This window comes from Streptomyces sp. NPDC001401, from assembly GCF_042895385.1.
Taxonomy (GTDB): domain Bacteria; phylum Actinomycetota; class Actinomycetes; order Streptomycetales; family Streptomycetaceae; genus Streptomyces.
On record NZ_JBIAWI010000002.1, the window covers coordinates 639,634 to 655,755 of the forward strand.

Below are 16,122 nucleotides of genomic sequence, written 5' to 3' on the forward strand. Positions count from 1 at the left end.
GACCTGTTGCGATCTCTTGCAAGGAGTCACGCATGAACACGCCTCTGTCACGCCGTACCGCCCTGCAGGCGGCGGGCGCCACCGTGCTCGCCGCCGGACTGTCGGGCGGCCTGACCGCCACGGCGGCCCGGGCGGCCGACGACAACTCCGCGCCGAAGCTGGTCACTTACCCCCGCCCCGCCACCATGCCGACCAACACCAGCTTCAAGGTACGGGTGCGCACCGCTCCCGACGGCGACTGGCAGACGCTCGACATCTACCGGCCTCAGCTGGAGGAGATCAACCCGACCACCGGGTCCGGCAAGGTCTACAACACCTCGATGGTGTACTTCGACTTCCAGGGCTCCGTCGAGATCGAGGTCACCTACCTCAAGGGCGGCACCACCAAGGCCCGGGTGAGACCGGACTCGCTGGGCATCAGGCCCGAACTCGGCGGCGACACCCTGGTGTTCACCCTCGACGAGCCGAAGGACGTCGTCGTCCAGATCAACGACGAGATCTTCGACTGTCTGCATGTCATCACCAACCACATCTGCCCCAACCCGCCCTCGGCCGACGACCCGGACGTCATCTACTTCGGCCCCGGCGTGCACACCGTCACCGGCAACGTCCTCACCGTCCCCAGCGGCAAGACCGTCCATCTCGCGGGCGGCGCCGTCCTGCAGGCGCAGGTGTTCTTCAAGGACGTGGAGAAGGCGGCCCTCACCGGCCACGGCATGCTCAACGCCGGCCCCGGCGGCATCCTTTGCGAGGGCAGCAGGAACATCCGCGTCGAGGACGTCATCATCATGAACCCCAACGGCTACGCGGGCACGTTCGGCATGAGCGAGAACGTCCACGTCAAGAAGGCGCGTGCGTTCAGCTCGAAGGGCAATGGAGACGGTTTCGACGTGTTCTCCTCGACCGGGATCGTCTTCGACGGCTGCTTCATGCGCAACTCCGACGACTGTTTCGCCATCTACTGCCACCGCTGGAACTACTACGGCGACACCCGCGACATCACCATCCAGAACTGCACCCTGTGGGCAGATGTCGCGCACCCGATCAACGTCGGCACGCACGGCAACACCGACGCCCCCGAGACGCTCGAGAACCTGGTCATCAAGAACATCGACGTCCTCGACCACCGCGAACCCCAGATGAACTACCAGGGCTGCATCGCCCTCAATCCCGGCGACTCCAACCTCATCAAGAACGTCCGCATCGAGGACATCCGCATCGAGGACTTCCGCTGGGGCCAGGTCATCTACATGAAGGTGATGTTCAACCCGAAGTACAACACCTCGGTCGGCCGCGGTATCGAAGACGTTTACGTCAAGAACCTCACCTACACGGGCACCCGCGCCGAGCCGTCGCTCTTCCTCGGCTACGACGCCGACCACGCCATCAAGAACGTCACCTTCGAGAACCTGGTGATCAACGGCGCCGTCATCGCCGACTCGATGAAGAAGCCCAAGTGGTACTACACCACCGACGCGATCCAGTGGTTCTACAACGAGCACGTCACGAACCTGACGTTCCTCACGACCGCCGAGGCCGAGGCGGCCGCGGCGTCATGAGCACCCCCGCGACGAGCCGCCGGGGCTTCCTCGGCGGCGCGGCGGCCCTGCTGCTGGCATCGGGCGCGAGCGGACTGCTCGTCCCCACCGCCGCCCGGGCCGCCGCCCAAACCGACACCGGAACCAGAGCCTTCACCCACCCGGGGCTGCTGCACACCGCCGACGACCTCGCCCGTATGAAAGCAGCCGTCACCGCCAGGCAATCCCCCGTCTATGACGGCTACTTGGCGTTCGCAGCGCACGCCCGCTCCTCGTCCTCCTACGCCATCCAGAACACGGGCCAGATCACCACCTGGGGCCGCGGCCCCACCAACTTCCAGAACCAGGCCGTCGCCGACTCGGCCGCCGCCTACCAGAATGCCCTCATGTGGGCGGTCACCGGCGAGCGCGCCCACGCGGACAAGGCCCGCGACATCCTCGACGCATGGTCGGCGTCCCTGACGGCGATCACCGGTGCGGACGGTCCGCTCGGCGCCGGGCTCCAGGCCTTCAAGTTCGTCAACGCCGCCGAACTCCTCCGGCATAGCGACTACGACGGTTGGGCGGCGGCGGACATCGCCCGCTGCGAGCGGTCCTTCCTCGACGTCTGGTATCCGGCCGTGTCCGGCTACATGCTCTACGCCAACGGCAACTGGGATCTGACGGCCCTTCAGACCATCCTGGCCATCGGCGTGTTCTGCGAGGAGCGCGTCCTCTTCGAGGACGCCCTGCGCTTCGCCGCGGCCGGCGCCGGCAACGGCAGCATCCCGCACCGCATCGTCACCGACGCCGGCCAGGGCCAGGAGGCCGGCCGCGACCAGGGCCACGAACAACTCGCCGTCGGCCTGACCGGGGACATCGCCCAGGTCGCCTGGAACCAGGGCGTCGACCTGTGGGCCTTCAACGGCAACCGCATCCTCGCGAACTTCGAGTACGCCGCCCGCTACAACCTCGGCGGCGACGTCCCCTTCACCCCCGACCTCGACCGCACCGGCAAGTACATCAAGAAGGCCGTCTCCGCGACCGGCCGCGGCAACCTTCCGCCGATCTACGAGATGGCTTACGCCCACTACGCCGGCGTCCGCGGCCTCGACACCCCGTACACCAAGGCCGCCGTCTTCCGTGGCACCGGTGGCGCCCGCGCAGTCGAGGGCAGCAACGACGACCTGCCCAGCTGGGGCACCTTCGCCTACGCTGGCGCGACGTCCACCTCGTCGACGGTGCCGGTGCCGACGGCTCCGGCGGGCCTCACGGCGGTCGGCGACGGCAAGTCCGTCACAGTGAGCTGGCTGCCGTCCGCGTGGGCGAGCACGTACACCGTCCGCCGGGCGACCGAGCCCGAGGGCCCGTACGAGGAGATCGCCACGGGCCTCGACAAGCCGGCGTACAGCGATATCGAAGCGCGCCCGGGACGGACGTACCACTACACGGTCATCGCCTCCAACTCCCAGGGCAGCAGCGGCGATTCACGCACCGTCTCCGCCGCTGCCGGTCTCCCCGTCCCCTGGTCCACCCAGGACCTCGGCGATGTGAGGATCCCCGGTTCGGCCGCGTTCGACGGTGAGCGCTTCGTGCTGGAGGCGAGCGGCACCGCCGACACCTACCGCCTCGCGCATCTGCCGCTGCCGGGCGACGGCACGGTCACCGCGCGCATCGTGTGGCCGCTCAGCTCGCAGTACTCCAAGATCGGCGTCACCCTGCGCGCCTCCGTCGACCCCGATGCGGCGCACGCCGACATGCTGATCCAGGGGCTGCCGCTGCACACCTGGAGCGGGGTGTGGAGTGTGCGTCCGTCGGACGGGGCGGACGTCTCCGCCACTGGCAGCACGCCCGTGCCGCCCGCCCAGCAGGACGCCATCACCACGGGCGCCGCCTTCCCGATCTCCAACCTCGGCACCCTCCCGGAGTCCGCGACCCCGCTCGAGGCCCCGTACGTCGAGGGCGCAGGTGACGGCTACCGGCTGCGGGCGCCGTACTGGGTGCGGGTGACGCGCAAGGGCCGCCGGTGCACCGGCGCGATCTCCCCGGACGGCATCCGCTGGACCGAAGTCGGCGCCACCGACGTCGAGTTGGGACACACCGCGCAGGCCGGTCTCGTCCTCACCTCCTGTCTCGGAGTCGACGAGGACTACGCCGAGACCGGCACCGGAGCCTTCGACAACGTCACCGTGACGTCGGCCTCGGGCGAGGTGTGGTCCGTACCGCGCCCGGCCGGAACCGCGGCCGGCCTCACGGCGACAAGCGGCTCCGACGCCGTCGAGCTGGCCTGGACCGACCCGGACCCCTCCGCCCGCTTCAAGGTGCTGCGGGCCGAGGACGCCGACGGCCCGTACCACACCGTCGCGACCGGCATCGGTCCCGTCGGCTTCGGCACCCGCATCCGCTACGCCGACGCCACCGGCGCACCGGGAACGACGTACCACTACGTCGTCGCGAAGACGAACGCCGGTGGCCGCGGACCGCTCTCGGACCCGGCGACGGCATCCATGCCGACGCCCTCCGTGCCCCAACTCACCTCCGCCTCAACGGCGTTCGCCAACCAGGGTGTCTCGTTCCGGCACCTTCTCCGTGCCTCGCACGAGCCCATACGCTTCACCGCCGACGGTCTCCCCGACGGCCTGCGCGTCGACAGGCGCACCGGCCTGATCTGCGGAACCCCCAACCAGACCGGCGAGTTCACGATCACGACCGGCGCGGGCAACGCGGCAGGCGACGGCACCGCCACCCTCGCCCTCACGGTCGGCACACCGCCGCCCGCCCCCTGGACCCACGGCGACCTCGGCGACGTGATCCTCGACGACCGGGCGTACGGGACGCTCGGCGTGGTCGCGATCCGCACGCCGGGCAGCACGTCGTACGAGGGCGGGACCTTCACGGTCCGCGGCGCGGGCGTCGACCTGACCGTCAACAACCAAGGAATGACAGGGCAGTTCGTACGACAGCCCGTCACCGGCGACTGCACCGTCACCGCCCGGCTGGTCACCCGCAGCGGAGCCACCGCCGACCGGGTGGGGCTGCTGATGGCCAAGTCGCTGTCACCGTTCGACCAGGCCGCCGGGGTGATCGTCACCGGCGGGACCTCCGCGCAGCTGATGCTGCGCAGGACCGTGGCCGGTGCCTCCGCGTTCTCCGGCACCGCGACCGTACAACTGCCCCTGCTGCTGCGGCTGAAGCGCGCCGGGACCGCCTTCGCCGCAGCGGTTTCCACCGATGACGGCGCCACCTGGACCGCCCTCGCCTCCGGCGAGATCCCCGGCTTCGGCGACGCCCCCTTCCACGTGGGTCTGGTGGTCTGCTCGCGCAGCCCCCTGGCCCTCGGCACCGCCCGGTTCGAAGAGGTGAGCATCACCCCCGACTGATCCCCCCACGGATTGGAGTCGCACAAGATGAGCCGCATCTCCCCCCACCAGCCCCTTGAACAGGGCGAGTTGAGCCGCCGCGGTCTGCTGAGGACCGCCGGCGGTCTCACCGCCGCACTCGCCCTCGGGGGCTCCGCGGCCGCGCTGGCGGGCAACACCGCCGACGCAGCCCCCTCGACCTTCACCCACCCTGGCATGCTGCACAACGCCGGCGACATCAACCGCGCCAAGGTCAAGGTCGCGGCGAAGACCGACCCCTGGCTGTCCGGCTGGAACAAGCTGACCGCCAACTCCCACTCGCAGTCCACCTGGACGCCCAACCCGCAGGCCACGATCATCCGCGGCGGCACGGGCGAGAACTACGGCATCCTCTACAACGACATCGCCGCCGCCTACCAGAACGCCCTGCGCTGGGCGGTGGGCGGTACGGCCGCCAACGGTGACACCGCGGTCAAGATCCTCAACGCCTGGTCGTCCAAGCTGACCACCCTCACCGGCAACGCCGACCGGTTCCTCGCGGCCGGCATCTACGGCTGGGAGTTCTGCCAGGCGGCCGAGCTCATGCGCGGCTACGCCGGGTTCGACCTCGCCGCGTTCCAGAAGATGATGGTCAACGTCTTCTACCCGCTCAACAACAGCTTCCTGACCAGCCACAACGACGCCTGCATCACCAACTACTGGGCCAACTGGGACCTGTGCAACATGGCCTCGATCATGGCCATCGGGATCCTCACCGACAACGCCGCCAAGTACGACCAGGCCGTCAGCTACTTCAAGTCCGGCGCCGGCAACGGCTCCATCGCGCACGCGGTCCCGTACCTGTACACCGACTCCGACGGCTACGCCCTCGGCCAGTGGCAGGAGTCCGGCCGCGACCAGGGCCACACCATCATGGGCATGGGGCAGATGGGCGCTCTCTGCGAGATGGCCTGGAACCAGGGAGACGACCTCTACTCGTACGACAGCCGCCGCTTCATGAAGGCCGCCCAGTACGTCGCCAAGTACAACACCGGCCAGGACGTGCCCTACACCACCTACACGTGGGGCACCGGGCAGAGCTGCGCCCAGTCGTCCCAGACGGTGATCTCCTCCGGCTCCCGCGGTCAGGTCCGCCCGGTGTGGGCCATGCTCCACTTCCACTACAACCGGCGCCTGTACCTCGACGACAAGTACATCTCGGCCATGTACTACAACCTCGTCGCCCCCGAAGGCGGAGGAGGCGACTACGGCTCGACCAGCGGCGGCTACGACCAGCTCGGCTTCGGCACCCTCATGTACGCGAAGTAGTAACCGTGTACAGAAAGTAGCCGCGTACCCCAAGTAGCGGCCGAATCGCGCTCTGCACCGGAATACCGGGGCGACCTGTGGTGCTCTGTTGTTACCGGTGCAGTGGCGCGGTGAGGAGGCTGGTGGTCGTATGACGGCAGCAGTCGAGACAGGCCCCGTGGTGAGCACGCCGTACGGGGCCGTACGAGGCCGGTACGAGCACGGGATCGCGGTGTTCCGGGGCATCCCGTACGCCGCACCCCCCTTCGGCCCCCGCCGGTTCCGCCCGCCCGTGCCGCCCGAGCCCTGGGACGGTGTGCGCGACGCGAGCGCGTTCGGGCCGACGCCGCCGAAGCCGCCCTACTCCGAGGCCTTCGAGAAGTACCTGTCCGACCCCGTCGTCCCTGGTGACGACTGCCTCAATCTGAACGTGTGGACGCCGGAGCCGGGTCCAGGGGCCCGGCTCCCGGTTCTGGTGTGGCTGCATGGCGGCGCCCTGACCAGGGGATCCTCCGCCGTGCCCGTGTACGACGGGCGGAACTTCGCCCGGGACGGCGTCGTCTTCGTCTCGGTGAACTACCGGCTTGGCGTCGAGGGCTACGGACTGTTCCCGGACGCCCCCGCCAACCCCGGCCTGCGCGACCAGCTCGCCGCCCTGCAGTGGGTCCACGAGTCGGTCGCGGCCTTCGGCGGCGACCCGGACCGGATCACCCTCGCGGGCCAGTCGGCGGGGGCGATCAGCATCGGCGCCCTGCTGGCCGCCCCGCAGGCACAGGGGCTCATGCGGCGGGCGGTCCTGCAGAGCGGGCCGCCCGAAGCGTTCGAACGGGACAAGGTACGGCGCATGGTGCGCCGCATGGCCAACCGGCTGAAGATCCCCGCCACCGCCGCGGCCTTCGCCGAGGTCGACCGTGACCTGCTGCTGCGTACCCAGACCGAGGTCGGCAAGCTCAGCAGCCCCGTGCTCGGCGGCCCCTCCTTCGGCATCGTCGTCGACGGCGACCTCGTGCCGCGCGACCCTCTTCAGGCCCTGGTCGACGGCGACGCGGCGAAGGACGTGGACCTGATGCTGGGCTGGACCAGCGAGGAGTACCGCCTCTGGCTCGTCCCCGGCGGCCTCCTGGAACGCGTCGACCGGCTCGGTGCGGTCGCCCTCGCCGGCGCCATGGCCCGCTGCCGCTGCGGCACCGAGGTGCCCCGCGGCTACCGCACCCTGCACCCGGAGGCCGGCACCGCCGAGATCGTCGGCCAGATGGTCACCGACCACCTGCTGCGCGTGCCGCTGCACCGGCTGGCCGACGCCCGCCCCGACACCTCGTACGTCTACGAGTTCGGCTGGCCCTCCAGCCTCCCTGACCTCGGCGCCTGCCACGCCCTGGAGCTCGGCTTCGTCTTCGACACCGGCGACGTACCGGAATCGCGCAGGCTGGCCGGCGAGGGCGCCCCTGAGGAGCTGGCCGACACCATGCACGCGGCGTGGGTGCGGTTCGCGGCCGACGGGAACCCCGGCTGGGAGCGCTGGGACGAGTCGCATCCGGTGCGGATCTTCGACGCGGGCGAGCCGCGCACCGCTTATGGGCCGCGGGATGCCGAACTCGCCCTGTGGACCGCCGACTCCCTCAGGACCGCGGAATCCACACCCGCATCGGTCCAGGTCGACGGTCTGCCCACGCGCAGTACGGAACTGCGCTCGGTTGTACGGCGCCTGCGGCTGCCCGGCTCGGTCCGCCGGCAGTGACCACGCGGGGCGGCTACTCCGGCGCTGCCGCCACCGAGTCCCGCACCACCACATGCGTCCCCAGCAGCAGATGCTCGTCCGGAGTCTCCGCACTGCGGCCCAGGGCCGTACGGACGGCGAGGCGGCCCAGTTCCTCGTACGGGACGTGCACCGTGGTCAGGGCGGGGTGCAGGTCGCGGGCGAACGGAATGTCGTCGTAACCGGCCAGCGAAACATCGCCCGGCACGTCCAGGCCCGCCTCGTGCAGCGCGGTGAGCGCACCGGCCGCGACCATGTCGGTGGCCGCGACCACGGCCGTGAACTCGAGCCCCTCCTTGAGGGCTTCGCGCATCAGACGGTGGCCCGCGTCGCGGGTGAAGTCGCCGTGCAGGAGCAGCGCCGGGTCGGGCTCCAGACCGCGGGCGCGATGGGCGGCGAGATAGCCGCGCTCACGCCCCTGGGCCGTCGTGTGGTCCGGTTTGCCGCCGAGGAACAGAACACGGCGGTGGCCCTGGGCGAGCACATGGGCGACCAGGGCGTAGGCGCCGCCCTCGTTGTCGTACTCGATGACCGTCACCGGGGCGCCGGGGCCGAGCGGCGGCCGGCCGCACAGCACCAGCCGCGAACCGGCCGACGCCAGCGAGTCGGCGATACGGCGGGTCCGCTCGCGGTACTCGGGGGTGTCGGCGACGCCGCCCACAAGGATCACGGCGGCGGCGCGCTGGGCCCGCATCATCTCCACGAACTCCAGCTCGTGCCGCACATCCCCCTCCGTGCTGCACACCAGGCACAGATGCCCGAGCCGGGTCGCCTCGCGCTCCACGCCGTACGCCATGTGCGCGAACGACGGCCCGGTGATGTCCTCGAGCACGAAGGCGAGGGCGGGCGTCCCGACCCCGGCGACCGCCTTGGCACGGGCGTCGGCGACGTAGTCCATCTCGTGCACGGCACGCATCACACGGCTACGCGTCGCGGCGCTCACCGGATACACCCCGCCGAGCACCCGAGAGACGGTCGACGCGGACACCCCCGCACGGGCGGCCACATCCCGGATGGTGCTGCGGCTCGCGTCGTCGCTCTTCCTGGTCATGCCCGCCTCGCCCCCTCGGAACTGCAGAAACAGCCCGGCAACCGGTTCCCACCGGCGAGAGTAGCGCCCTGAAGGGGCGCGGGACAGTGCCAATATGCGGCTCCGCCGCGTGGGCGCGATCAACCACGGAAAAGCGGCAGCCGCATGACAACAGAAGCCCTACGGCGAGAAGGCGAACCGGCTCAGCCCCGCAACGCCCCGGCGATCCCCGCGATGGCCCCCGGCCCCACCCTGCAGCACCCGCCGATCAACCGAGCCCCGGACGTCCGCCAGCCCGTCACCTGCTCGGAGGTGAAGGAGGACCGCCCGGTCCAGGCGCGCGCCTCCGCATCCCAGGCCTCGCCACTGTTGGGGTAGACGACAACCGGCTTGCCGGTGACACGGGCAGCAATCCGCACCGCGCCGTCGACGTCCTCCGGCGCACAGCAGTTGACGCCGACAGCGATCACCTCGTCCACGTCGGCGGCAAGACCGAAGGCCTCCTCCAACGGCTGGCCGGCCCGAGTCCGTCCACCCTCGACCGAGTAGGAGAGCCACGCGGGCACCCCCAGCCCGCGGACCCCCCGCAGCAGCGCGGCCGCCTCGTCGGAGTCGGGCACCGTCTCCAGGGCCAGCACGTCGGGACCGGCAGCCGCCAGCACCTCCAGGCGAGGCCGGTGGAAGCGCTCCAGTTCGTCGACGCTCAGCCCGTACCGCCCCCGGTACTCGGACCCGTCCGCGAGCATCGCCCCGTACGGGCCGACGGACGCGGCCACCCACAGCGGTCGCGCGACCCCCTTCGCATGCGCCTGCCGCGCCGCCTCGCGCGCCAACTCCACGCTCAGGGAGAGCAGTTCGGCTGCCTTCTCCCGCCCGATCCCGCGCTTTGCGAACCCCTCGAACGTGGCCTGATAACTGGAGGTGATCGCGACGTCCGCGCCCGCCTCGTAGTACGCGAGATGCGCCTCGGTGATCGCCTCGGGACGCTCGGCGAGCAGCCGCGCCGACCACAGCTCGTCGCTCAGGTCGTGCCCGGCGGACTCGAGCTGGTTGGACATGCCGCCGTCGAGAACGACGGTTCCGGCGGCGAGGGCTTCGGTGAGGGCGGTGTTGCTGGTCATGGCATTGACGGTAGTCGAGCGGGGGCTGGAATCCACATCGGACCGTGTCCACTTGAGTTGATCTTCGCCCGCCCTGCGACGATCACCCGGGCTCTAGTCTTGGGCAATGCCTGCAACCGCTCTCCTGCACGCCGAGGCACGCGAGGTGCTAGGCACCGACAAGCCCGTCCTCGAACCCCTGGTGCACAACCCCAGGAACGGCGTCACCGCGGGCGTATGGCGCGTATCGGCCGGAGACGCGGGCGGGAACCGCTCGGCCGTCCTGAAGGTGCTCACCCGCAACAAGAAGGCCACCGGACGCTGGGCGGCCTCCGACGACCCCCGGCACTGGAACCACTGGCGGCGCGAGGCCCACGTCTACGAGTCCGGCCTCGCGCAGATCTGGCGGCCGTACGGCATCCGCGCTCCCCGCTTGCTCGCCTGCGTGGAGCGGCCCGACGGCGACGTGGCGCTGTGGCTGGAGGACGTGCGGGGCGAGCCGGCGACGTCCTGGCCGCTCGCCCGGCACATCGAACATGCCCGCCGCCTCGGCGCGGCCCAGGCCGCCGTGGGCGAAACGGCGGACCGCCCCTGGCTCTCCCGTCGGTTCCTGCGCGAGTACGTGGGCAGCAAGACCCGCGGCCAAGAACTCCTCGACGACGACGAAGCCTGGCAACAGCCGCTGGTTCGCGACCACTTCCCGCCCGGCCTGCGCCACGACATGGTCCGCCTGCACCACGACCGCGAGTGGTTCCTCCAGATCATGGAGAGCCTGCCGCGCGCCCTCAGCCACCTCGACCAGTGGCCCGCCAACGTCCGCTCCGACGGCTCCGGCAGCGTGCTCTTCGACTGGGCGTTCGCCGGCGACGGAGCCCTCGGCGAGGACCTCGGCAACTACCTCCCCGACTCCGTCTTCGACCTGTTCGTCCCGGCCACCCGCCTGCCCGAGTACGCGGCGCGGGCGTACGCGGCGTACCTGTACGGCCTGCGGGAGGGCGGCTGGGGCGGCGACGAACACCTCGTACGGCTGGCGGTGTGCGCCTCGGCCGTGAAGTACGACTGGCTCACGGCCCTGTCGCTGGCCCGCGCGGGCGAGGAGCAGCTGGACTACGGCGGCGCCCGCACCGTGTCCGGCGAACTCCGCTACCAGGAACGTGGGTCGACGCTCGCCTTCCTCGCCGACTGGGCTGCCGAGGCCCGTGCGCTGGCCCCCCGACTGGGCTTCCTCGAGGCGCCGAGCGGACGCTGAACCGGACAACCGCTAACCCTGCGCCGCATGCCGCCCGCCCCTCCGTCGGCCACTGCGCCCGCGCATGGCCGCGGGCACCACGAGTCCGAGGAGCAGCCCCATCGCCAGCACGTACGGCCACCAACCGAGGCCACTGCTCGCGGTGTTGGCGGTGCGGGGGCCGGCGGCTGCCGCCGCGCCGGACGATGCCGTGTCCGGGTGCGCGGCGGTCGGGGAGTGGCTGGTGCTGGTCGCGGTCAGGGTCACGTCGTTGCCGTCGCCGCCGCTGTAGCTGATCCGGTACGTGGTGTCGGCGAGCTTCAGGCGTGCGCCTTGCTTCAGTCCCCTGAACGTACCGGTGGTCTTCGACTTGCCCGAGTGCTCGATGACGGTGATCTCTCGCGCGGGCTTCGTCCCGGCGGCCGACAGGTCGAGGTCTCCGGCCAGTCGGACCGAGGATCCCTTCACCTTCAACGGCTCGGCGCCCAGGACGAGTTCGCCCTTCGCGCTCTGCGTGTAGCTCCCGGAGACCGTGACCCCGCCCGCCACGACACCGTCGTTGGTCACCGCCCCCTCCACGGTCCCCTTGCCGGTGAGCGTGGTGGCCACGCGCAGTCCGGACGGCCCGGCGTCGAGCCGCGAGCCCGTCGAGCTGAGTCTGATCGCCTTGCTGTGGACGAGGTTTGCGCCGGAGCGCAGCGCCAGGGTGCCCTTCTTGACCGTCGTAGTGCCGGTGTACGTCACCCCGCTTCCCGTCAGGGTCGCCGTGGCGGTCCCGGTCTGCGTCAGCGACCCGCTGCCGCTGATCCGGGACAGGGCCAGGGCCTTGCCCGTGTTGTTCAGCACCAGCGAGCCGTTGTCGACCACCTTGTAGAGGTCACCCTTGGTGTAGAGCCCGCCGTCCCCGCCCGGCTTGCCGCTGCCCAGTCGCAGTACCGCGCCCTTCTCGACCGTCGTCGAGCCGTTGTAGTACTGGACGGCGGCGAAGGTCACGTCGTTGCCCTTCGTCCCCTTGATGACGATGTCCCCGGCGCCGGGCGCGGCCAGCGTGTCGTGGAACCTGCCGCCGCCGATGGGAGCGCCCAGCGTCACCGGCCCGTCGTAGTCGAACGTGAGCAGCGAACGGGAGCGCGCCGCGAGCAAGTTGATGTAAACGGTCTCTGCCGTGCCCGGCATGAAGATCTTGTCGGTCGTGCCGTTGCCCCACTGGACGTTCGCGCCCTTGATGTTGGTGCCGCGCTTGTTGACGTTCTTGTGCGCGGGCGTCCAGTTCAGGGACGGGTCGCTGAGTGAGGGGTTGGTGTCGCCGCCCTGGTTCGACCAGCTGTACTGGCCGGTCAGGATCACCTTGCTGCCGGGCCGGGACTGGATGTTGATGTCACTGCCGTACTCGCGCTGGTAGAAGTCCATGCCCATGGTCACGGTCTGGCCCAGCGGGGTGTCGACCGTGTACGTGCCCTGGTTGAGGATCTTGCGCACGTTCGGCAGCGACGTGGCGTACTCCGGGCGTCCGGCGTTCACCTGCGTGCCGTTGTCGATCACTCCGGAGAAGGTGTGGGTGCCCGACAGGTCCCAGGTGCCCCAGAGGAAGCGGGGCTGCGTGATCAGGCCCGAGCCGCTGATCGTGCCCAGGTTGTAGGCGCTCGTCAGCGACAGCCGCAGCGTGCCGTCGACCCGGATGTTGTCCTGGTTGAGCCGGAACGCCGGGGTGTTGTACGGGAAGTGCCCGATCAGCCCGGTCGTCCCGCCGGTGCCGTACTGCAGGGTCGCGCCCCGCTCGACGGTGATCGCGGGCGGGTCGGCGTCGTCCGTGGTGACGTACGGGTGGTTGCCGCCCTGCGTCTTGACCACCTGCCGCTGACGTGACCTGGGGAGCGTGAAGTCGCTGTCCTTGGTGAGGACCAGCGTCCCGCCGCCGCGCACGGTGAGCGTGCCCTCGCCGTGGAACACCCCGTCGTACGTCGTCGTCCCGGACGGCACGGTGACCACGGTGTCGCCGGTGAGCGTCACGTCCCGGTCGGCGAGCACGTCGGCGGTGACGTCACGGGTACCGGCGGCCGCGGCGGGGTGGGCGGTGGAGAGCAGGGCGGCGACCGCCGCGAGGGCTCCGGCGACGGCTGCTGTCTGCTGGCTATGGCTGCGCACGTCAGAGGAGACGGGCTGGGAGGGCCGCCGATAACAGAAAATCTGCGATACGCCGGAAATTGCGAAAGCGCTCTCTGCGAGTCGCGTCAGACCCGTTGACCTCCTCGTTCCACACCCTTACCTTTTCGGCGTTCGTAATCACAGATGGTGTTCGCTACCTCGAACGTCCCCCGAGAGGCAGCCGCATGAGCCGCAACAACGACCTGCCCCCAGTCCCCAGCCGCCGCCTGATGCTGAAGGGGGCCGCCCTCGCCGCCGGCGCCCTGGCGGCCACCCCCGCAGTGGCCACCGCCGCGCCGACCCCGAAGGCGGCCCCGTTCGTGAACCCGCTCGTCCGCCGGCGCGCCGACCCGTACATCCACCGCCACGCCGACGGCCACTACTACTTCACGGCCACCGTCCCCGAGTACGACCGCATCGTCCTGCGCCGCTCCCGCACCCTGAACGGCCTCGCGACCGCCGCCGAGTCCGTCATCTGGACCAAGCACGCCACCGGCGTCATGGGCGCGCACATCTGGGCGCCGGAGATCCACCGCATCGGCGGCAGGTGGTACATCTACTTCGCCTCCGCGCCCGCCGAGAGCGTGTGGGACATCCGCATCTGGGTCCTGGAGAACGCCAACCCCGATCCCTTCAAGGGGACTTGGGTGGAGCGGGGCCAGGTGAAAACCGCCTGGGAAACCTTCTCTCTCGACGCCACCACCTTCTCCCACCGGGGCAGCCGCTATCTCGTCTGGGCCCAGCACGAGCCCGGCATGGACAACAACACCGCCCTCTGGCTGTCGAAGATGGCGAACCCATGGACCCTGACGGGCCGTCAAGTCAGGCTCTCCACACCGGAGTACGACTGGGAGACCGTCGGCTACAAGGTCAACGAGGGCCCCGCCGTCCTCGCCCGCAACGGCCGGCTCTTCCTCTCCTACTCGGCCAGCGCCACCGACCACCACTACTGCATGGGCCTGCTGACCGTCGACGCGAACGCCGACCTGATGGACCCCGCCAACTGGTCCAAGTCGCAGGTCCCCGTCTTCACCAGCAACGACACCACCAAGCAGTACGGCCCCGGCCACAACTGCTTCACGGTCGCCGAGGACGGCCGCAGCGACGTCCTCGTCTACCACGCCCGCCAGTACAAGGAGATCACCGGCGACCCCCTGAACGACCCCAACCGCCACACCCGGATCCAGAAGCTGGGCTGGAACCCGGACGGCACCCCCCACTTCGGGGTCCCCGTGGCGGACACGGCCACCGGTGCGGTGGCCGACTCCGCGAAGGAGAGTGCGTGACATGAGACGTGCGTACGCGGTACTGCTCGCCCTCTGCCTGGGCCTGTTCGGCGCCCTCGCGACCGCCGGACCGGCCCAGGCGGCCGCCCAGACCGTCAGCAACGGCATCCAGTTCACGGACACTTCGGGCAACGCCGTCCACGCCCACGGCGGCGGCGTCATCAAGGTCGGCTCGTACTACTACTGGTTCGGCGAGGACCGCAACTCCGACAACACCTTCAAGTACGTGGACGCCTACCGCTCCACCGACCTGAAGAACTCGGAGTTCAGGAACCACGTCCTGACCCAGTCGTCCGCCTCCGAGCTGTCCACCGCCTACATCGAGCGGCCGAAAGTCATCTACAACGCTTCCACCGGCAAGTTCGTGATGTGGATGCACAAGGAGAACGGCGTCGACTACAGCCAGGCCCGCGCGGCCGTCGCCGTCTCGGACACAGTCGACGGGAACTACACCTACCAGGGCAGCTTCCAGCCGCTCGGCCAGTACATGTCCCGGGACATCACCACGTTCGTGGACACCGACGGCACGGCGTACATGGTCTCGGCCGCCAACGAGAACTACGACCTGCACATCTACAGGCTCACCGCCGACTACACCGGCATCGACAGCCTGGTCGCCAACCCCTGGCCGGGCGGCCACCGCGAGGCACCGGCCCTCTTCAAGCGGGGCGGCGTCTACTTCATGCTGACTTCGGCCGCCACCGGCTGGAACCCCAACCAGCAGCAGTACGCCACCGCGACCAGCCTCTCCGGCCCGTGGACCTCGATGACGAACATCGGCGACTCCACCGCCTACGGCTCACAGACCGCGTACGTCCTTCCAGTCCAGGGGACTTCGGGCACCTCCTACCTCTACCTGGGCGACCGCTGGGGCAACTCCTTCGGCGGGACGGTCAACGACTCCCGCTACGTCTGGCTGCCGCTGACCTTCCCCAGCTCCACCTCGATGTCCATGTCCTGGTACCCCGAGGTCACCGTCGACACGGCCGCCGGGACCGTCACCGGCACCAGTGCCACGTACAACACGCTGATCGCCCGGCACAGCGGCAAGTGCGCCGACGTGACCAGCCAGTCGCTGTGGCAGGGTGCCCAGATCAAGCAGTACGACTGCAACGGCGGCAACAACCAGAAGTACTGGTTCAAGTCCCTCGGCAGCGGCTACTACCAGCTGATGGTCCGGAACAGCTCCCTGTGCGTGCAGGAGAACGCAAGCACGGTCACCCAGGAGAACTGCAGTGGCTCGGCCACCACCCAGCAGTGGTCGCTGACCACCTCCGGCTCGTACGTCAACGTCAAGTCGCGCGCGAGCGGGGAGTGCCTGGACGTGTCCGGCGCGTCCACCGCCAACTCCGCCGCGATCATCACGTACACCTGCAACGGAGGCACCAACCAGCAGTGGACGCACGGGAGTTGA

General features: G+C 70.0%; 10 protein-coding genes and 1 pseudogene. 7 read left to right on the forward strand and 4 right to left on the reverse strand.

The features are described from left to right. Window positions 1–32: 32 nt before the first annotated feature. The 4 genes and pseudogenes from ACFY10_RS10475 to ACFY10_RS10490 all read left to right on the forward strand — a co-directional run. Window positions 33–1,559: a glycosyl hydrolase family 28 protein gene (locus tag ACFY10_RS10475; RefSeq protein ID WP_390664650.1), complete on the forward strand. Its 1,527-nt coding sequence runs from the start codon at window positions 33–35 to the stop codon at window positions 1,557–1,559. Beyond that, on the forward strand, window positions 1,556–4,897 hold the full coding sequence (locus ACFY10_RS10480; RefSeq protein WP_390664651.1) for an alginate lyase family protein: 3,342 nt from the start codon (window positions 1,556–1,558) through the stop codon (window positions 4,895–4,897). Before ACFY10_RS10475 ends, ACFY10_RS10480 begins: the two co-directional genes overlap by 4 nt. 27 nt (window positions 4,898–4,924) lie before the next feature. Next, window positions 4,925–6,184, forward strand: a complete 1,260-nt coding sequence (locus ACFY10_RS10485; RefSeq protein ID WP_390664652.1) for an alginate lyase family protein — start codon at window positions 4,925–4,927, stop codon at window positions 6,182–6,184. 130 nt (window positions 6,185–6,314) lie between these two features. Further along, window positions 6,315–7,616 (forward strand): annotated as a pseudogene (locus tag ACFY10_RS10490) (carboxylesterase/lipase family protein); the annotation flags it as partial. 166 nt (window positions 7,617–7,782) lie between these two features. Here the strand turns inward: ACFY10_RS10490 and ACFY10_RS10495 are convergent. From ACFY10_RS10495 to mmuM, 3 genes are all read right to left on the reverse strand, one after another. Next, window positions 7,783–7,905, reverse strand: a complete 123-nt coding sequence (locus tag ACFY10_RS10495; RefSeq protein ID WP_390664653.1) for a hypothetical protein — start codon at window positions 7,903–7,905, stop codon at window positions 7,783–7,785. Window positions 7,906–7,914: 9 nt separating this feature from the next. Then, complete coding sequence (locus ACFY10_RS10500; RefSeq protein ID WP_390664654.1) at window positions 7,915–8,970, reverse strand: LacI family DNA-binding transcriptional regulator; 1,056 nt, start codon at window positions 8,968–8,970, stop codon at window positions 7,915–7,917. 182 nt (window positions 8,971–9,152) lie between these two features. Continuing rightward, window positions 9,153–10,070, reverse strand: coding sequence for a homocysteine S-methyltransferase (gene mmuM / locus ACFY10_RS10505; RefSeq protein ID WP_390664655.1), 918 nt, complete (start codon window positions 10,068–10,070; stop codon window positions 9,153–9,155). A gap of 106 nt (window positions 10,071–10,176) precedes the next feature. On the opposite strand from mmuM, the gene ACFY10_RS10510 reads away from it, so the two are divergent. Then, window positions 10,177–11,298, forward strand: coding sequence for an aminoglycoside phosphotransferase (locus ACFY10_RS10510; RefSeq protein WP_390664656.1), 1,122 nt, complete (start codon window positions 10,177–10,179; stop codon window positions 11,296–11,298). 12 nt (window positions 11,299–11,310) lie between these two features. Here the strand turns inward: ACFY10_RS10510 and ACFY10_RS10515 are convergent, their stop codons facing one another. Next, on the reverse strand, window positions 11,311–13,422 hold the full coding sequence (locus ACFY10_RS10515; RefSeq protein ID WP_390664657.1) for an autotransporter: 2,112 nt from the start codon (window positions 13,420–13,422) through the stop codon (window positions 11,311–11,313). A 185-nt stretch (window positions 13,423–13,607) separates the two neighbouring features. On the opposite strand from ACFY10_RS10515, the gene ACFY10_RS10520 reads away from it, so the two are divergent. Next, window positions 13,608–14,708, forward strand: coding sequence for a family 43 glycosylhydrolase (locus tag ACFY10_RS10520; protein WP_390664658.1), 1,101 nt, complete (start codon window positions 13,608–13,610; stop codon window positions 14,706–14,708). A gap of 1 nt (window position 14,709) precedes the next feature. Continuing rightward, window positions 14,710–16,122, forward strand: a complete 1,413-nt coding sequence (locus ACFY10_RS10525) for an RICIN domain-containing protein (protein ID WP_390664659.1) — start codon at window positions 14,710–14,712, stop codon at window positions 16,120–16,122.